We start from the raw sequence: 18,205 nt of genomic DNA on the forward strand, positions 1-18,205 counted from the left end.
CCTGCTTCCACGGTTCATCCGCGGAGGCAAGCAGCCTTCGTTTATTCTTATCTTGCTTTGCCGCCGCAAAGCTCCCTGTACTTCGCCGCGTATTTGCTAACGCTTTGCACCATGGTCGCGTGCGACCATGTCAGAGGGGCTACGGATAACGGCGACCCGTCGTACGGGTTCAGCTGCTCCGGCAGCATGCCGCTTTGGAGCGCGTGACCCGCGACCCATTCAAGCGTTCGCCGCGGACCCTCGAGATCCTCGAGCGATTGCGCGGAGTCGATCTCGAAGTTCGCGACCCATAGGGTACATATAATCCAAGGGTTTCCAGGCACTTTGTCGATATCTCCGGATTGCTGGAAATAATAATCGTTCGTGTACCTTGCGACGCCCCCGACTTCCGTCTTCACCCCTAATCCTTCCTTGATCGCGTTCATCGTGCTCACGACGCGGAAGTCGTCCACCGGCAGGACGCCGAATTCAAGCACGCCGAACAGGCTGCTCTCGAGCGTCATATCCTTCACCCAACGGTTATCCTTCTGGATGAGACCGCGCGCGAATCTTCCGTTTTCCTCATCCCAGAGATGAGTCAGCATGCCTCGCTTGACCGATCCTGCGACTTCCTTGTAATGATCGCTTCGCTCATAATCTCCGAAGAGGTCCGTGAAGAACGCGGCAGCCATAAGTCCTCCGTAGACCGAAGCCGCCGTGTACGTCCAGATGCCGTACCGCTCCTCCCATAGATCATAGCTCGGCTTCGGCAGCGACAGCGCGGTCTCGACGTATTCGCTTAGGAAGGTAGCCGATTTGCGGATGAGATTGCTATATAACGACTGAGGGAGCTCAATCACGCCATTGCGGCTGTAATCCCGCCAAAGAGCGAACAATACGAGCGCCGTCTCATCCTCTTGAATAGGCAGCCGCTTGCTGCCCTGCACGATATACGGATGCCAGCTGGAGCCGACCGTTCCATCCGGATTGTATTTGTGATAGAGATAGCCTCCCGGAGCAAGAGCCGCGGCGCAGAAGTGGAAGAACGGCGCAATGACGCTCTGATAGCCGGCCATGGACATCGCCTCCGCGATCAAGGCGCCGTCTCTCGGCCACATATAGCTGTAATGGTCCCGGTTATACTGCAGGATATCCGTATCGTTAGCGGCTAGAATCGCCCCTCTCTCGTCGACTTGCGTCCGGACGAGCAGCAAGCTTTGCCGGAACAGCTTGACGACGCCCGGCGGCAGATCCCCGAGATCGGTTTCCGCTCTGCGCAGCCAATGATTCCAGTACACCACCATGCGGCTGAGAAGCTTCTCTGGATGGCTTTCCTGAACGTACTGGTCGAGCTCCTTGACTTCCTCCAGATTTTTGCCGATCGACATCCAATAATAAAAGGTTTTCTCGGAATACCCGTCGACCTTCGAGCGGAAGCTGATCGTGCTGTCGACGGAGCCCTGGGCAATCGTGTTGCCCATGAGCACCCCGTCTTCCGCGTCTCGCCACGTCCCTTCGGCCGATTGGAACCGCTTGATGCCGGTCGAATACTGCATCATGCCGCCTTCATCGGAGAAGCCGTTGAACATGAAATAATTCGACCGCTTATAATGATAAAGCGTATGATTGTCCGGATAATAAACCGCCGTGTCTCCGACCTCGGAGCCCTCGATCATCAGATCCTGGTGGAAGAACAGCCTGACTTCCTTGGCGTCGTGGCGCCTGTTGCGGACAACGACTCGTTTAATATAAATGCATTCGCGCTGATGAATGCCGTCGTTCATGTATAGCTCGACGCCCAGTCCCTCATGCCGGGCCGTGATGTTCGTGACGAGGGAATCCTCGATATAGTCGAGCTCAAACCGCCATCCCGGCTCATCCAGCCAAGAGAACACGCCATCCACCCAAATGCCGAAGCGGCAATAATGGCCTCCGACGTGATTGAGCTGGCCTACGAACGGATAATAAATATCGCGGATGAAGCAATGCTGATCCAGATTGAGCAGCATCTTGCCGTTGCCGATTACGAGATGACGGGCCATGGTTCGCTCTCCTTTCGATCAGCCGACAATTGCGAGTATACGTCCATATAAGCTTTGGCGGAGCTGCTCCAGCTATAGTCCGCCCGCGCTCCGTTCTCGACGATCCGCTTCCATACCTCCTCCCGCCCGTATGCGGCCAGCGCTTTTCTTACCGTATCCAAATATTCATGCGCGTTGTAGTTAGAGAAGCTGAAGCCGTTCCCTTCACCCGTATATTCATTATAGGCTTGGACGGTATCCCGGAGCCCTCCCGTTTCTCTAACGATCGGAACGGTACGGTAACGCAAAGAGATCAATTGGCTTAGTCCGCATGGCTCGAACTTCGAAGGCATCGCGAACATATCGCTGCCCGCGTATATCCGTCTGGCCATGCGATCGCTATAGCCCAGCCACAAGGCCGCCTTCTCGGGATACCTGGCCGCGGCGCTCCGGAACAGCTCTTCGTAGCGCCATTCCCCCGCGCCGAGCACGACAAGCTGGACGTCCTCCTGAAGCAGCTCGTCGAGGGTGGCGGCAATCAGATCGAAGCCCTTCTGCTCGACGAGCCGGGATACGATCCCGATCAATGGGGTGTCGGCGGACTCCCGAAGTCCCATTTCCTTCTGCAGCTCCGTTTTGTTTTTGCGCTTGCGGGACAAGGAATTCCGGTAAGGCGTATGCAGCTCGGGATCGTTCATCGGGTCGAACGACTCGGTGTCGATGCCGTTCACGATGCCGACAAGGTCGCCGGAACGGTACCTTAGCAGATCGTCTAGCCCTTCGCCATAATAAGGCGATTGAATCTCCATGGCGTACGTTCCGCTTACCGTCGTCAGCTTGTCCGCGAATACCAAGCCGCCCTTCATGCAGCTCGCGGCGCCGTGATATTCGAGCTTGTCCGGGACGAACATGTCGTCCCCGGCTCCCGTCAGCTCCTTCATCAAGTCCATGCCGAACAAGCCCTGGTACTTCAAATTGTGAATCGTAAATACGGATTTCGTATAAGCCCACGCCGGGTCGAACGCGTACCTTGTTCTCAGCAAGAAAGGGATAAGTCCTGTTTGCCAATCATGGCAATGCACGATGTTCGGATGGAACCCCATATATCGGACCGCTTCCATGACCGCGAAGCAGAAGAAGACGAACCGTTCCGCGTCATCGTCGTAGCCATACAGCCCGCTTCGACGGAAATAATATTCGTTGTCGATCAGATAATAGGTGACGCCGTCAATTCGCGCAGCCAGCAGGCCGCAATATTGATTGCGCCAGCCGAAGCTAACCTGGAATTCCGCTAATAAGCGGAATTCCTGGAGGTATGAATCCGGAATTTCTTCATATTTGGGTAGTACGATTCTGACGTCGGCCCCCCGCGCGTTCAAGGCTTTGGGCAGCGCTCCGGCCACATCGGCGAGACCGCCTGTCTTCGCTAGAGGCACCGCTTCCGAGGTCGCAAACAGAATATTCATCTCTTACAAGCCTCCCATCCATTCGTACGGCCGATATGCCGTCTCTCTATTAAATGATCTTCTTCTTGCCGGCCAGGAACGGCGTCCCGCCCGCTCCGCGAATATCGCGGTCGCTCTCCACCACAACGTCTTTGTCCAGGATGCTGTTATAGACAAAGCTGTTCTCGCTGATCTGCCCGTTCTGCATAATGATGCTGTCCTTCACGATTGCGCCTTTCTCGACATGGACGCCCCGGAACAAAACGCTGTTGATGACGGTGCCTTCGATACGGCAGCCGTTCGCGATCAGCGAGTTCGTCACCTTGGACGAGGCCGAGTACCGGGCCGGCGGCTCATCCTTCACCTTCGTGTAAATCGGACCCGGCCGGTAGAACAGCTCCTTCCATACGGCTGGCTGCAGCAGCTTCATGCTGTGCTCGTAATAGCTGGATATCGTATTCACGACGCCTAGATACCCATCGTACATATAAGCGCGCACGTTCAGCTTGCCAAGCCTCGAGAAGATGGCATGCCGGACGAGATGATCCTGTCCTTGCGCCAGCGATGTCTCCACCAGCTCCATAAGGAGCTCTTTGCGCATGACGTACATCTCCATCGAGATAATGTCGCTGATCATGCGTCCATAATGATCCTGAATGGCCGTAATTCGGCCGTCTGCGTCCATCTTCACTTTGCGGGCTTTGCCGAACGTATGATTCGGCTCCCGCTTGCATACGACCGTAATATCCGCCCCTTGCTCTTGATGAGAACGGATCACGTCGTCGAAATCGACGTTGCAAACCATATGACTTCGCGTAATAACGACATAATCAAGCGAGGAACGCTGGAAGTAATCGCGATGCTGATAGAAATGGTACAAGTCGCCGCGGCTGATCTCCTGGATATCGTCCGTAGCAGGAGGCAGTATGAACAGCCCTCCTTGCCGGTGCTGGAGATCCCAATGCTTGCCGGAGCCCAGATGATCCATCAGCGAGCGGTATTTCGTATGCGCGAACACCGCGATTTTGTCCATGCCGGAGTTAACCAGGCTCGACAGCACGAAATCGATCAGGCGATACCTCGCGGCGAACGGGACGGTCGCCAGGCAGCGGCTCTGGGTCAATCTCTCCAGCTCGTCGGTTTCGTGAATCAAATTAATGACGCCAAGGACGTTATGCTTCATGTCGGCTCCACCTCCAGCAATTGATGATCGACGGCGACGAATTGATCGACGGCGACGACGGTAATTTCATCCGAATTCGGGTCGCCGATCGTGGCGCCCGCTTGAATGACCGCCCCTTCGCCGATAATCGCGCGATGGACTTGTGCTCCCGCTCCGATCGTTACGTTCGGCATAATCACCGATTCGGTAATCAGGCTTCCGATTTCCGTATGTACCCCCGAGAACAGCACGGACCGGTCGACGATGCCTTCCAGGATGCAGCCTTCGGTCACGAGCGACGCCGTCACTTCCGCCGTATCTGTCGTCAGCTGAGCCGGTTTGTTCGGACTGACGGAGTAGATCCGCCACTCCGGATCGTAGAGCGACAACGCCGGCTCGTCGGCGATAAGATCCATGTTCGCCTCCCACAGCGATTCGATCGTCCCGACATCCTTCCAATAGCCCTTGAACGGATAGCAGTGCATGCGCAAGCCATCGCGCATCATGGCCGGGATGACGTCTTTGCCGAAGTCATGGCTGGAATTACGGTTGGCTTCATCGATTATCAAATACTTCTGCAACGCTTTCCACGTGAATATGTATACACCCATAGAGGCGATATTGCTTTTCGGGTTTTTCGGCTTCTCCTCGAACGCGGTTATCCGGTCTTCGTCGTCGATATGCATGACGCCGAAGCGGCTCGCTTCCTTCCACTCCACTTCGATGCCCGCGATCGTAAGATCGGCGCCGCATTTCTTGTGATGCTCCAGCATCAGCTCGTAATCCATTTTGTAGATGTGATCGCCGGAGATAACGAGCACATACTCCGGATCGTATCGCTCGATAAACGCCATGTTCTGGTAAATGGCATTTGCCGTACCTTTGTACCAGACGCCGCCTTTCTGTTTCACGTATGGAGGCAGAATCGTCATGCCGCCGTCCCTCCGGTCTAGTCCCCACGGACTTCCGATTCCGAGATAGCGGTTGAGCTCGAGCGGCTGGTATTGCGTCAGAACCCCGACCGTATCGATGCCGGAATGAGCGCAATTGCTGAGAGTGAAGTCGATAATGCGATACTTCCCCCCGAAATAGACGGCGGGCTTCGCCAGATCCCTCGTCAAAACGCCCAATCGTTTACCTTCGCCGCCTGCGAGCAGCATAGCGATCATTTCTTTTCGGCCCATGGACACCACTCCTTGTTATTGTGTGTTCCCCAGATAGGTCAGCAGCAGAAAGGTGTAGGGGGGGAGTTGAATCGAGATGCTTTGATTTAGGCCATGCCACTTCATGTTGTCACTGGTGTAGCAGGCAGTAGTCGCATTCTCTATATAGCCACCGAACCGGGTGTCGCCGCTATGAATAAGCGGTTGGTACATGCCAGGCTCGGGAACGCCAATTCGGTAGTCGCGGTAATCGTGGCAGGAGAAGTTAGCGATGATGACGGAGAAGCTTGATCGTCCGCGACGGATAAAAGATATGACGGATTGCTGCGCATTATGTACGTCGATCCATTGAAAGCAATCGGGATCCCGGTCCTTCTCCCAAAGCGAAGGCGTCTCGCGATAAACCTGATTAAGCTCGCGCACATAGCGATGCATGCTCTTATGGGAATCGTATTCGAGAACCATCCAATCGAGCATGTCGCCGTCCTTCCACTCGTCGAACTGGCCCCATTCGCCGCCCATGAACAACAGCTTCTTGCCGGGATGAGTCATCCAGTAGCCGTAGAGAAGCCGCAGCTGGTCGAACTTTTCTTCGTAGCTGCCCGGCATTTTGTTCAGCAGGGAACGTTTGCCGTGCACGACTTCGTCATGGGACAAAGGAAGCACGTAATTTTCAGAGAAAGCGTAGCAAAGCGAGAAAGTCAGCAGGTGATGGTGATGTTGTCTGTCGTTCGGATGAAGTTTCATATAGCGAAGCATATCGTTCATCCAGCCCATATTCCATTTGAAGTTGAAGCCAAGGCCACCCTGGTATGTAGGCGAGGTTACGGCGGGCCAGGCTGAGGAATCTTCTGCGATAATCAAGATGTCGGGGTAGTAACGAAATAAGGTCTCGTTCAGTAGTTTGAGGAATCGCAGAGCGTCCAAATTCTCTCTGCCGCCAAGCTCGTTATACGTGCGCATATGCGCGGGTTTATCCATGTGGAGATTCAACATATTCGCGACGGCGTCGACCCTGAAGCCGTCGATGTGGAAGACGTCCATCCAGTAGATCGCGTTCGAGATCAGGAAGCTGACGATTTCCCGTCGCGAGAAATCGAAGGCCAGCGTGCCCCACAAAGGCAGCTCGGCTCGATTCGGATCGGCCCCTTCGTAAAGCGGCGTCCCGTCGAATCGGCGGAGACCGTGATCGTCTTTGCAGAAATGGCCGGGCACCCAGTCCAGAATGACGCCTAGACCGTTCTGATGGCAGCGGTCCACGAACCGTTTGAGCGCCGCAGGCTTGCCGTAGCGACTGGTCGGGCTGTAGAACCCGGTAATCTGATAGCCCCAAGACTGATCAAGGGGGTGCTCCGCGAGAGGCATCAGCTCGATATGGGTATAGCCCATCTCGGCAGCGTACGGAATCAAGTCGTCCGCCAGCTCATCGTAGGTGTAGAAATCTTCTTTCCCTTTTATTTTCCAGGAACCGGCATGCACCTCGTAAATGAGCAGGGGACGATGATACGGCGCGTTTTTTTTCTTCCAACGCATCCATTTGCCGTCTTGCCATCTGTGGCCGGTCAGCCTCGCGACGATCGAAGCCGTGCCAGGCCGTCTTTCGGAGTAGAAGGCGTACGGATCCGCCTTGCGGATAACCGTTCCGTCCTTCGCGACTATCTCGTATTTGTACAGCTCGCCTTCCTTCACCTTAGGGATAAACAACGCGTGCACGCCGGTGGTCCCGATCGGCACCATACGGTGATCGATCCCGTTCCAGCCGTTAAACCCGCCGATGACGCGTACTTCCTTTGCGTTCGGCGCCCATACCGCGAAGCGCACGCCTAGCCTGCCCTCGAATTTGACGGGATGCGCCCCCATGAAGCGGTAGCTATGATACGAGGAACCTTGATTGAACAAGTAAATATCCTCTTCGGACAAACCGAAGAGCGTCGTCGTTGCCAGCATGCGCAGCTTCACCTCATCGGAAGAGTATTTACGCCCATTATACATGGTTCTGTGAAAAAGAAACAACCCAGTTTTCATAGAACATGGCCATGTATGAAATGTATATGAAATGTAAACGTCAATATTCTTCACATTTCGACGTAAACCCTATGAAAGTTTACTCCATCCGCCATGCGTCACGCGGTTAATATAATAATGCTTCGAGCAATAGCCCTTCGAAACGGCGTTATTGTCGCAATTGATCCAGCTGCAATTCACAACCTTTTTGACGCGTCTGGGTCTTACCGTGTTGGGATCTCCATGACGCAGCAAACGCTGATGATGCATTGCGCACAGGCCTTTTGCTTTAACCGGCTTCAAACAGTTGTCCATGCTGCATTGTTCCATTAGAAGTTCCTCCCTGTTCTTAAAGCGATATAAACCGTTTCACGCCTATTCCCATAACAGACTTAATATTAACGGGAAATAGGCGCACAATAAAGTTGGCTGTGCGCTCATAATAACGATTGCACACGACTAAAAGGCATGGCAAGCTAATCATCTCCCCCCTTTCTGCTACGAAGTTTAAATAATTAAACCAAAATGAAGAATAGATGAATAATCCGACTTTTACCCTAGGAATTTCAACAGCGAGTCTATTATAATCAATAAGATTGGCAATGAAGGAGGTACGGATTTGAAGGTTCATCAACAAATATTCCAGATGCTCGACCAGCCGATGGTCGTGCTGCAAGAAAAGAACGGCGAGATTTCGGTTGAGGACGCCAACTTTGCTTTCCTAGATTTGATCGGCTACACGCTTCCCCGTCTGAAAGCCAAAGAAGGGAAAGAACTGGCCGAACGGTTCCACATAGATCTGTCCAAACGCATCCTGAAGAGCGAAATCCGTCTCAAAACGAAGGCGAGAGTCCAGCTCCGGCTTCGCATCGAGCAGCTGCCGTTACCGGAATCGCCCGGGGACGACTGCCGCCGCGCTTTAATTATCGCGGAGGATTTAACCGCGTACAGCTGGATCGAGCAGCAGCTCGAGCGCGGCAAAGTGCTCATGAGCGGCGTCGTCGACAAACATCTGCATATTCGTTTCCTTCGAGACAGCTTGGCGCCGCTCATGTTCGAGCCGGATCAAACCTTGGAGGACGAGACCCTGTTGCAGTTCATAGCGGAGAATGACCGCGAACGCCTGCTGCAGCTCATGAACGAAGCCTGCGAGCATTACGAGGAGAGAAGTCTTACCATCCACACCAGCAAGCTTAGCGGCGTTGAGCTGGAGCTGGAGCTCACGTTCTCCCCGATTCGCAACGGCGTCGGCAAATGCAACGTCATGGCGTTCGTCATCTGGGATTTCAGACCGGTCGGCGAAGACGAGATCGATCCATCGATGAAGCTCAAGATTTGGATGGCCAAGCGCGATATGACGGCCGGCCAGCTCTCCGAAGCGACGGGTATTTCCCTTCAGACGATTTCGAAGCTTCGCAACGGAAAAATCAACAAGCCCCAGAGGCTTACAGCAGAGCTGATCGCCTCGGAGCTTGGCATAGAAACCTCTGCTATATGGCCGGCGACGCGCAAGTAAATGCTAAGAAAAATCGCCGGAACGCGTATCTAGAAAAGGAGTTAGCTCTCCTTCGTGGAACAAGTGAAGCTCATGCATCGCTCTTGTGCAGGCCGTATAAAACAATTTCCTTTCGCTTTCTCGAGAGTAAACCCTGGCTGACGCGTCGGCTATGACGACCGCGTCGAATTCGACACCCTTCGCCAAATAGGCGGGAATAACGACCTTGCCCTTCTCGAACGTGACGGTCTCTTTCTCGATGAGCCGAATACCCTGCGTTTGGTCCGCGAGCTTCGCATACAGAATCTTGCTCTCCTCCGCCGTCTTGCAGATAACCGCGACGGATTCGAAGCCCGAGGCGCTTAGTTCCCGGAGCTTATCCGCGATGAGAGTCGGAAGCGCCCCCGGCCGTTCGGCTCTATTGATCGTCGGCTCCTCTCCGTTTCGGTTGAACGGCTCGATCCGCTCGCCTCCATCGATAATCCGCGCGGCGAACTCCACGATTTGTTTCGTCGAGCGGTAGCTCCTAAGCAGCGTAATCCGCTCCGTCTCCTCCGGCTCGAACAGCTCGTTCAGCGTATGGAATATTTCTCCCGTTCCGGAATGAGCGAAGATGGATTGATTGAAATCTCCCAGCAGCGTCATCCGGCTGTTCGGGAATATCCGGCGCAAATAACGATATTGGAACTCGGAGTAATCCTGGGCCTCGTCTACGAACACGTATTTGACCGTCGTGTGCGTATGGAAGCCCTCCAGCTTTTCTTTCAAATAACAATACGGCGTCGCGTCCTCGTAAGGCATCAAGCCTTGCTCCAGCCTGCCGAGCGTGTCCGCCTGCACCGCTTCCCATTCCCCCGCCGTGAAACCGGCCGGACCGCCGACCGGATTTCCTTCTACATGTCCAGGCTCGTATAACGCCTTGTAGATCCCGGGCATATCCAGGAACAAGCCCCGCTTGACGCGGCTTCGCAATTTTTTGAACCGCTCCTGAACGACGCCCGCCGCCAGAAACTCCCGCTCCGATTCGTAGTCGTCGTGCGACTGCTCCGTGAACTTGTTTTTTCGCCGAAGCTCTTGATAGGCGATGGTATAGGCTTCGTTGTCCAGCAGCTCGATCGCGTCCATGACCCACTTCTTTTTGCGTTCCAGCTTGCTTAGTCGGGTCAGCTCCTTCAGCAGCCACGTACGCAGCATCCGCAGCCGGTTCGGTATCGTTACGCCTCTGTCCAGCTGGTAGAACTGCTCGGCTATCGCGCTCGCCGTGATGAGCGGGCGGCCGCGGAACATAATCGATTTGAAGAGAAGTCCCCGGTGTCCAAGCCGAGACGCATAGGCGTCGATCAGATCCATATAGGCCGCGCTCGACTTGGCCTGAATTCCCAGCATTCTTGTCTCATACCCCGCTTCACCCGTAGCCGTCAGGGTATACTCCATTTGGACGAAAGGATCCTCAACCTCGAAGTCCCGTCCGACGCGATGCTCCAAATATTGCAGATAGGTCGTTTGATTCATATTTTTTTCGCCAAGCTCCGGCAGCACTGTCGAAATATAGCTGTTGAACATCGGATTCGGCGAAAACAACACGATTTGGTCGGCGCTCAAGGTGCCGCGGAATCTGTAGAGCAAATAGGCGACGCGCTGAAGCGCGGCTGACGTTTTCCCGCTTCCCGCCGCTCCCTGCACGATTAGAAGCTTCGCCCGATCGTTACGGATGATCCGATTCTGCTCCTGCTGGATCGTGGCGACGATGCTTTTCATTGCCGCGTCCGAGCCTTTGCCTAGCACCTCCTGCAGCAGCTCGTCTCCGATCGTAACACCCGTATCGAACATGCTTTTGATGACGCCGCCGCGGATCATGAATTGGCGTTTCAACGTCATTTCTCCGCGAACCTCGCCTTCCGGCGTCTTGTAGACGACCGGACCGGGACCATAATCGTAATAAAGACTGGAAACAGGCGCTCTCCAATCGTAGATCAAATACTGCTCTCCGCTTTCATCCAGCAGCGACCCGACGCCCAAATAAATTTGATCCGGCTCTGAGCCGGCAGGCGCGCCTTCTTCGACCAGATCGATTCTGCCGAAGTAAGGGGATGCCTGCAGTCTTTCAAGCGTCGCCAGCTGCTCCTTCATGTGACGGTGACTTCGCTCCCGCTCCGACAGCAGTTCCGCCTGCTGCTTCATGCTGGCGTACGTCTCGGCCGTTTCGGCGGAATCCTCGAAGTTGACGGTGACGTCCTCCCAGAAGTCGCGGCGGATATCGACAATTTCGCCGTGGATGCCGCCTGTTCTCTCCCGCAAGTAGCCGATTCTTTGCTTAATCATGGACGTCAACCGATCCACGCGCGCTTGCTCTTGTTCACGTTCCTTGTCGATAATGGACATAAGCTCCTCCTCCCGGCATGAACCCGATATCGTCCAGCAGCACTTTACCTCGCTCGCTCTGGAAGCGGAACGCAACGCTGCTGATGTCGCCGGCCGTTATCGCGGTCTGTGCCCCGTTGCCGGCCTTGTCTTCCGCGCTTGCTTTATTATGCTCGAACAAGGCGAGCGGAATGATATAGGTTTGGGCCACGGCCTCCGTTGGATTTTTGTATTTGCTGTTTTTCACTTCGCGCTCCAGCTTACCAAGCGTCAAAAAAGAAGTGTAAGCCGGCTCTCCCGGCATCATGAATGAGCGAAGCGGCAGAATATACGAAGCTCCGTCTCGCGTAGCAATCGCAATCTCGAGGTCGGGCAGCGGCGGAAGCGGCTCCTCGTACGTTCCGTTCGACAGCTCCCATTCCAAATTCGACAGGGAGAATACGAGCCTGTCCGCTTCGGACTCGCTCTTGCTCAGCGCATCCTTCGAAAGGGACAAGGTGAACAAAGCGCCAGGCTTCTCCCAGTGAAGCGCCATGCCGGAAGTGCCTTTATGATTGCCGTCGCGGTCCTTAGCCTGCTGTTTCGCAGCGCTTTTCATCCCTTCGGCGTCCGTCCGTTCAATACCCGATTGCCTCGAAGAATCGAAGCTGGCAAGACGCGCCATGTTGGCGTCATCGTAACGAACGATATAATCCGTCGTATCGGTCGGCAGCCAATCGGCCCCCGATCGGTAATCCTGGAATAACGCTTTGTACTCTTGGCGGCCGTGAAGCGTCGCCTCGAGAAAGGCCGAGATGAACACCTTAGCGGCTAGCCGCTGATCCTCGGCCGGCATCATCCCTTTGCGGTTCAGCAGAAGGCCTCCCGGCAGTCTTTCGTCCATATGCCCCCAGGATGTGTTGAATTGGCTGTGATTCGCTCTCGAGAGATAGACCGCCGCTTTGAATAAGTCGGACTGCGCCCCGAACGTCGTCCGGTGATACTGGCGCTCGCCGTAAAAGTTGTTCACGTCCCCGTCCATCGCCCCTTGAAGGGTTAAGTAGTTCACGTCCGTCAATTTGGCGGACAGATCGTCTACGCGTTTGTCCGTCGGAGCAATCGCAATGACGGAGCGGATATTAATCTCCTCCAGACTCTGGAACGTCTCATCCTCCGCGAACCACCTTCCCCGGTCCGCCGCGATGGAGACGGCTTGTCCCCCTCTTGAATGCCCAATGAGCGCAACCTTCTCCCAATCAATGCGTCCCTCGAACGGATTAGCCGAACCGTTAGACTCGGACAACGTTTGAAGCTGCTGCAGGTGCTTAAGCAGCAGCCAGCCTCTCATCTTCATATCGTCGTTCGGCAAGCTCGACCATACCGAATAGTTCAAGAAATTAGCGTCGACCGACACCGCGATCATTCCTCGGCTGGCCAACAATTCCCCCAAATACGCGTAGCCGCCGTCCGAAAAATATTCCATGAGATGATTCCCGTGCACGATCAGCACGAGGGGAAAAGGACCATCCCCCTCGGGCATCCATACCGTGCCGTTAAGAGGGAGCTCATGCTGATCAAAGCCCCAAAACGCTGATTTAAGCTTAGGCCAATAGGTAATATAATCCGAAGCGTCTACGGGTTCGGTTATGAGATCGACTTCTTCTCCGAACCGGCCGCGGTATTTATCTTTGCCGCTTCCATAGCTGAACGAGAGAACGGAATAGTCTCCGGCACTCGCCGGGTTAACGGCCTCGAGCGGTTCAACGACAGCAACAGACTCGTTGACGCCGTTGTTGTCCGACGCAGCCTCCTGGCGCGCAGGCGGCTCCAGGGGAGCCGGCCAGCCGATGCCGATCGCCGTTATTCCCGCCGTGGCGGCAAGCGCTGCGCTGATGTACACTTTCCGTACGGGACGAATCCCCGATGTCGCAATGACGCCCAGCAGAAGGCTGAAGATCAGGCCGATAAGGGCATAAAGCAGGCCAAGAATGATGGCATAGACGAAGCCGACCTCGGTATAATGCAGAATGACGACGCCTTGTACCCCCGTATAGATGAACGAAGCGGAGAGCCTCCGCGGCAGCGGTATATATAGGAAAGAAAACAAGCAGGAAAGGACAAAACCAACCATCAGCATCAATGCTCCGTTCGCGCTTTGGAACAGAAGCATATCCAGCCACACGCCGAGGCCCGTCGGCATGCCAAGAGCCGCGAGCGCCATGGCAGCCGCGCCGAATAGCGCGAGTCCCCCCGCCGCGAATGCGGTAAGACGGCTCTCCCGCTGCAGGCGAGCTCTATACCGGACAAGGAACCAACGGCCCAGCTTCCGAAGCCTTTGCCGCTTAACCGGAGGCGGGGATTCGCTTGCCGCAGGCAGCCCTCCGTTCGCTTCTAGATTCTCCTCCATGTCTCCCCCTTGACGGACAACCAATGCCTTCCGCCGCGCGATTCAATATGGACCGGCACGTCAAAAAAAGCGCTTAGCCGCTCGGCATCCATTAGCTTCTCCGTCGCATCGGCGGCAAAAACCGCGCCGTCCTTAAGCAGCAGCGTATGCTTGAAGCAAGGCATGATTTCTTCGATGTGATGCGTTACGTAGACCATCGTCGGCGCTTGTTCTTCGTTTGCAAGGGCCTCCACCATGGACAGAAGACTTTCTCTGGCGAAGACGTCCAATCCCGTGCACGGCTCGTCCAGAATAAGCAGCTTTGGCGAACTCATAAGCGCTCTGCCGATCAGCACTCTTTGCCGTTCCCCCTGCGATAAGGTATGGTACGCCCTGTCCGCAAGCGATTCGCAGCCGAGCGAGCAGAGCAGCTGCCGGGCCCGCTCCCGGTCCGCGTCCTCCATCCGGTCATACACGCCAATTGTCGAATATTTGCCCGACAATACGATCTGGAATGCCGTCTCGCTGCCGTACAGCCGCTGCTGCAGCGAAGTGCTGACCCACCCGATGCTCTTTCGAAGCTCCCGGAGGTCATATTCCCCGAATGCGTGGCCAAGCACGCTGATTTTGCCTTTCGTTGGCCATATGTATCCGTTAATCATATTAAGCAGCGTCGTTTTTCCCGAGCCGTTCAGCCCGAGGAGACACCAGTGTTCGCCGTTCTCGACGCGCCAGCTTACATCATTCAGAATCGAGTCGTTCTCCCGTTCCCAAGACACATGGGAAATATCGATGACCATGCTTTCTCCTCCCACGCACGCAAATGGCAATCTATTCTATCATACATCCGATTAGCGCCCATGTAAAAGATCGGCTCCCCGCAGGAGAGCCGATCGCCGATCGGAATTCATCACGTTAAGGCATAATAGAAAGGTACAATAACCAAATTAAGTGCAACTGCAACCAGACCGATGGCCATTGCCCAGCCGCCCAAGCCCCTCGCTCCCTGACGGAAAGCAATATAGCCCATGACCGCCGCCGAAGCGCCGAGCAATACGGGCCAAATAAACCACGAAGCTATAGCGAAGATCAAAGAAACCCAACCGAGCGCGTGCCCGCTGGAACGCGTATCCTCACGATCATCGTCGTAGGCCCGATGCTCATTCCGTTCCGCCGTGCGTTCAATGTGCGCCGGAGGCATGCCGTAAGCAAAATCCGCGCCCATCTCCTCGTTGACGTTAGGGATATGGTTCGGGTAACCGCTGTTCGTCGGAGCGTAGCTCGGCTCCGTTTCCTTCTCCGTGGAACGTTTGTATTCGATTTCATTGTCCTTGTTCTCGATCATTCCGTTCACTCCTTTGGCTTAAAGGTGTGGCAGCAGGTTGCGCCCGATTCCGTCGCCTGATCCTGATGGAACAAGCCTAATTCGTCGCCGGCGAACTCCTCCATGAACGATACCTGGGAGTGCTGATCGATATCAATCATAATTTCTTTTGCGCCGCAATTGTTGCCTTCCTTCCAGAACGAGCAATTCGATACGCTGCAGGATACGCCCTTTGGCATAAAAAAATCACCTCCGCTACTCATTGTTTCTCGAGCGGAAGTGATTCATTCTGCCTTATTTTTGTCCTTGCATACGGCGCTGCGTCATATAATCGCTTTCGTAATAGGCCAGATCGTCGCGCAGCTCCTCGAATACCTTCGAAACGCCAAGCACTACGTTGCGCGCTTCGCGAACCGGCTTAAAGCGGAAGCGGATGGCGTCTTGTCCGGTGTAGGCATACCTTCCGTCCTCGGAATAACATTCATTCTTCGGATAGAAGAAGGCATTCACGCAATGATGATAGGCTTCGTACAGGGCGCGCTCTCCGAACTCCATATCGAAATTGGGCCTTCTCAGCAGAACGCCCAGTTTTTCAACCGATACTTCCGAGTAAACGAGAAGATGTCTCAAATCAGACAGCAAGCCTTTGTAGAACAACACCGCGTCTTCTCCGCCGTTTTCTTCGGTCAGCTGGGGTACAGCATACTGGTTAAGGAACGGCTCCAGCTGGGCTACCGCTCCCTTTAGCTTGTCACGAGTGGATTCCGCTAGCGCTTTAACATTCGTCGATGGCATAAGGTAGATCCCCTTTCCTAATTGCAAACAAAAAAACTATAAACATCAACATCGTACCACATATTGCTCCGAAACGGTACTGGCGATTCATCAATTGTCCGCATAAATTGTGTCGATCCACCTAATTCTAAGCATGATGCCGATCATCGTTTAATTGGAACTGGAGGTTTCTGCAGCATGCGAAAATCATGGATCACCGCGTTTACCGTGTTGACATTGGCGGCTCTTCTTATTCCCGGAACCCGATTGCTTGCGCCGGATCGTGAAGCGCGGAACGAAGATGAATACCCGAGAACCGCTCCGTTCTCGGCCGAGTCCGAGCAGAAGCAAAAATTTACGGCGCTGCAGAACGACATGACCGCGACGGCCCTGCTTATGAACTCGGAAACCAAAAAGGATTTCCGAAACGTTCTCGCGCGCAGCGGACGTTCCGATTCGAAAGCGCTGGCCGAGATCGACGCGCTTATGGGCGAGCATTCGCATATCGGGTATATCGGCTGGCAATCGGAGGGCATACAGCGCCACCGCGGCGAAATGCCAGAATCGCCGGATAACGCGGCTCAATCTTATGCCAGGGAAGCATCCGCTCATATCGCAAACGGTCAAGCTTATGAATCTCCGGCCTTCGAAGCAAGCAACGGCAGCCGTTATGTCGTGCTTGGCGTTCCCAGCCAAACGGACAAAGGAACAGGCGTAGTCGGGTTTGTTAAGCAGGATATCGTCAAAAGAGTCGAGCAGCATCAAAAGCAAAACCTGCGTCTCATCCCCTATCCTGCGGAGGGCAACTACCGGATCGAATCGGTGAAGCCGAACTCGACGGTCGACACAACCGTCCGCACCGGGGAAGACAACGGCAACGCCAGCCATTATCACATTCGCGACGTTGTCGTTCATATCGATCACGTCCTGACGGATAACGAAATGAACAAAATCAAGTCCGACATTAATATGGAATCCGTCCAGCAGCTCGGCGACAACTACATTTTCCGTTCGAAAACGCTGGAAACCAAGCAGTTGATGGACTATTTCAAGAAAAACTGGAAGCCGCGTTTCGCCGAGCCGAACTATTTGTACTTGACGAATGACGAAGCGACGGGCGCAAGCGCGATCGTGCCGAACGACGCGCTATATTCCGAGTACCAATGGAATCTCCCTTCCATCGAAGCCGAGAAAGGCTGGGCGGTGTCCAAGGGAGACGAGGGCGTCATTATCGCCGTGCTCGACACCGGGGTCCAGCTTAACCATCCCGATCTGCAAGGCAAGCTCGTCGAGGGGACGAACATCGTGGACGAAGCGGCCAAGCCGAACGACGATGTCGGCCACGGGACGCATGTGTCCGGCATTATCGGCGCTTCGGTCAACAACGGGGAAGGCGTGGCCGGCGTCTCTTGGTTTAATAAGATCATGCCCGTCAAGGTGCTTGACAGCAGCGGTGCCGGCTCCACCTATGCGGTGGCGCAGGGCATCATCTGGGCCGTCGACCACGGAGCGAAGGTTATCAATATGAGCCTTGGCAACTATGCGGAAGCCGACTTCCTTCACGACGCGATCAAATACGCGTACGAGCGCGACGTCGTCTTGATTGCCGCAAGCGGGAACGACAATACCGAGCGTCCCGGCTATCCGGCGGCGTATCCCGAAGTATTCGCCGTTGCCGCAACCAACAACAACAAAGAAAAAGCGTCCTTCTCGAACTACGGAGACTATATTGATGTCGCCGCTCCGGGCGACAGCATCGCGAGCACGTATCCGGGAAGCCAGTATGCGGCATTGTCCGGCACGTCGATGGCCAGCCCGCACGTCGCGGCGCTGGCCGGCTTGATCCGGTCCGTGAACCCGGATTTGAACAATGAAGAAGTGATGGAGATTATGCGTTCGTCCGCTCGCGATTTGGGTACCGAAGGTAAAGACAAATATTTTGGCTACGGGGAAATCGACGTCATTCAGGCGCTGTCCACCGCTTCGAACTACAGCGGCGCGCTGCAGACGTATCCACAGCAAGTGAAGCGCAAGCTCGAAAGACTGAAGTAAACGAACGCAAAGAGGGCGTCCTGTCATGTGTGTACATGCCGGACGCCCTCTTATCGTTCG

The 18,205-nt window shown here is 54.9% G+C and carries 14 protein-coding genes; 2 read left to right on the top strand and 12 right to left on the bottom strand.

What is annotated here, in order from left to right:
• Positions 1–47: 47 nt before the first annotated feature.
• The 6 genes from NQZ67_RS04565 to NQZ67_RS04590 form a co-directional block, all read right to left on the bottom strand.
• Positions 48–2,021 carry a glycoside hydrolase family 15 protein gene (locus NQZ67_RS04565; RefSeq protein ID WP_257443150.1) on the bottom strand — a complete coding sequence of 658 codons (1,974 nt, stop codon included), beginning with the start codon at positions 2,019–2,021 and terminating at the stop codon, positions 48–50.
• The gene (gene glgA, locus NQZ67_RS04570; protein WP_257443152.1) at positions 2,003–3,466 is read right to left on the bottom strand and encodes a glycogen synthase GlgA; all 1,464 of its coding nucleotides are present in this window, start codon (positions 3,464–3,466) and stop codon (positions 2,003–2,005) included. Before glgA ends, NQZ67_RS04565 begins: the two co-directional genes overlap by 19 nt.
• Positions 3,467–3,515: 49 nt before the next feature.
• Positions 3,516–4,628, bottom strand: coding sequence for a glucose-1-phosphate adenylyltransferase subunit GlgD (gene glgD, locus NQZ67_RS04575; protein ID WP_257443153.1), 1,113 nt, complete (start codon positions 4,626–4,628; stop codon positions 3,516–3,518).
• Positions 4,625–5,791 carry a glucose-1-phosphate adenylyltransferase gene (locus tag NQZ67_RS04580; protein WP_257443155.1) on the bottom strand — a complete coding sequence of 389 codons (1,167 nt, stop codon included), beginning with the start codon at positions 5,789–5,791 and terminating at the stop codon, positions 4,625–4,627. The genes glgD and NQZ67_RS04580 overlap by 4 nt, the downstream gene beginning before the upstream one ends.
• A gap of 15 nt (positions 5,792–5,806) precedes the next feature.
• Positions 5,807–7,717, bottom strand: coding sequence for a 1,4-alpha-glucan branching protein GlgB (gene glgB / locus NQZ67_RS04585; protein WP_257443157.1), 1,911 nt, complete (start codon positions 7,715–7,717; stop codon positions 5,807–5,809).
• A gap of 147 nt (positions 7,718–7,864) precedes the next feature.
• Positions 7,865–8,104: a hypothetical protein gene (locus tag NQZ67_RS04590; RefSeq protein ID WP_257443158.1), complete on the bottom strand. Its 240-nt coding sequence runs from the start codon at positions 8,102–8,104 to the stop codon at positions 7,865–7,867.
• 289 nt (positions 8,105–8,393) lie between these two features.
• On the opposite strand from NQZ67_RS04590, the gene NQZ67_RS04595 reads away from it, so the two are divergent.
• On the top strand, positions 8,394–9,290 hold the full coding sequence (locus tag NQZ67_RS04595; protein ID WP_257443160.1) for a helix-turn-helix domain-containing protein: 897 nt from the start codon (positions 8,394–8,396) through the stop codon (positions 9,288–9,290).
• A gap of 3 nt (positions 9,291–9,293) precedes the next feature.
• On the opposite strand, the gene helD is transcribed toward NQZ67_RS04595, so the two are convergent.
• The 6 genes from helD to NQZ67_RS04625 form a co-directional block, all read right to left on the bottom strand.
• Positions 9,294–11,651, bottom strand: a complete 2,358-nt coding sequence (helD, locus tag NQZ67_RS04600; protein WP_257443162.1) for an RNA polymerase recycling motor HelD — start codon at positions 11,649–11,651, stop codon at positions 9,294–9,296.
• Entirely contained in the window at positions 11,626–14,016 is a 2,391-nt protein-coding gene (locus NQZ67_RS04605; RefSeq protein WP_257443163.1) for an alpha/beta hydrolase, read from the bottom strand. Before NQZ67_RS04605 ends, helD begins: the two co-directional genes overlap by 26 nt.
• A complete protein-coding gene (locus NQZ67_RS04610; RefSeq protein ID WP_257443165.1) occupies positions 14,001–14,795 on the bottom strand; it encodes an ABC transporter ATP-binding protein in 795 nt (264 codons plus the stop codon). Before NQZ67_RS04610 ends, NQZ67_RS04605 begins: the two co-directional genes overlap by 16 nt.
• Positions 14,796–14,905: 110 nt before the next feature.
• Complete coding sequence (locus NQZ67_RS04615; protein WP_257443167.1) at positions 14,906–15,340, bottom strand: hypothetical protein; 435 nt, start codon at positions 15,338–15,340, stop codon at positions 14,906–14,908.
• A gap of 5 nt (positions 15,341–15,345) precedes the next feature.
• The gene (locus tag NQZ67_RS04620) at positions 15,346–15,558 is read right to left on the bottom strand and encodes a DUF1540 domain-containing protein (protein WP_257443168.1); all 213 of its coding nucleotides are present in this window, start codon (positions 15,556–15,558) and stop codon (positions 15,346–15,348) included.
• Between the two features lie 55 nt (positions 15,559–15,613).
• Entirely contained in the window at positions 15,614–16,114 is a 501-nt protein-coding gene (locus NQZ67_RS04625) for a YpuI family protein (protein WP_257443169.1), read from the bottom strand.
• A 177-nt stretch (positions 16,115–16,291) separates the two neighbouring features.
• Here NQZ67_RS04625 and NQZ67_RS04630 point away from each other — a divergent pair, with 177 nt between their 5' ends.
• Positions 16,292–18,145 (top strand): S8 family peptidase, encoded by a 1,854-nt coding sequence (locus NQZ67_RS04630; protein ID WP_257443171.1) that lies wholly within the window; start codon positions 16,292–16,294, stop codon positions 18,143–18,145.
• The last annotated feature ends 60 nt before the right edge of the window (positions 18,146–18,205 follow it).

The organism is Paenibacillus soyae, assembly GCF_024623455.1.
GTDB lineage: Bacteria > Bacillota > Bacilli > Paenibacillales > Paenibacillaceae > Pristimantibacillus > Pristimantibacillus soyae.

Coding starts and splice junctions, on each gene's coding strand:
- NQZ67_RS04565 (WP_257443150.1), bottom strand. CDS start 2,021: ATGGCCCGTCATCTCGTAATCGGCAACGGCAAGATGCTGCTCAATCTG.
- glgA (WP_257443152.1), bottom strand. CDS start 3,466: ATGAATATTCTGTTTGCGACCTCGGAAGCGGTGCCTCTAGCGAAGACA.
- glgD (WP_257443153.1), bottom strand. CDS start 4,628: ATGAAGCATAACGTCCTTGGCGTCATTAATTTGATTCACGAAACCGAC.
- NQZ67_RS04580 (WP_257443155.1), bottom strand. CDS start 5,791: ATGGGCCGAAAAGAAATGATCGCTATGCTGCTCGCAGGCGGCGAAGGT.
- glgB (WP_257443157.1), bottom strand. CDS start 7,717: ATGCTGGCAACGACGACGCTCTTCGGTTTGTCCGAAGAGGATATTTAC.
- NQZ67_RS04590 (WP_257443158.1), bottom strand. CDS start 8,104: ATGGAACAATGCAGCATGGACAACTGTTTGAAGCCGGTTAAAGCAAAA.
- helD (WP_257443162.1), bottom strand. CDS start 11,651: ATGTCCATTATCGACAAGGAACGTGAACAAGAGCAAGCGCGCGTGGAT.
- NQZ67_RS04605 (WP_257443163.1), bottom strand. CDS start 14,016: ATGGAGGAGAATCTAGAAGCGAACGGAGGGCTGCCTGCGGCAAGCGAA.
- NQZ67_RS04610 (WP_257443165.1), bottom strand. CDS start 14,795: ATGGTCATCGATATTTCCCATGTGTCTTGGGAACGGGAGAACGACTCG.
- NQZ67_RS04615 (WP_257443167.1), bottom strand. CDS start 15,340: ATGATCGAGAACAAGGACAATGAAATCGAATACAAACGTTCCACGGAG.
- NQZ67_RS04620 (WP_257443168.1), bottom strand. CDS start 15,558: ATGCCAAAGGGCGTATCCTGCAGCGTATCGAATTGCTCGTTCTGGAAG.
- NQZ67_RS04625 (WP_257443169.1), bottom strand. CDS start 16,114: ATGCCATCGACGAATGTTAAAGCGCTAGCGGAATCCACTCGTGACAAG.
- NQZ67_RS04630 (WP_257443171.1), top strand. CDS start 16,292: ATGCGAAAATCATGGATCACCGCGTTTACCGTGTTGACATTGGCGGCT.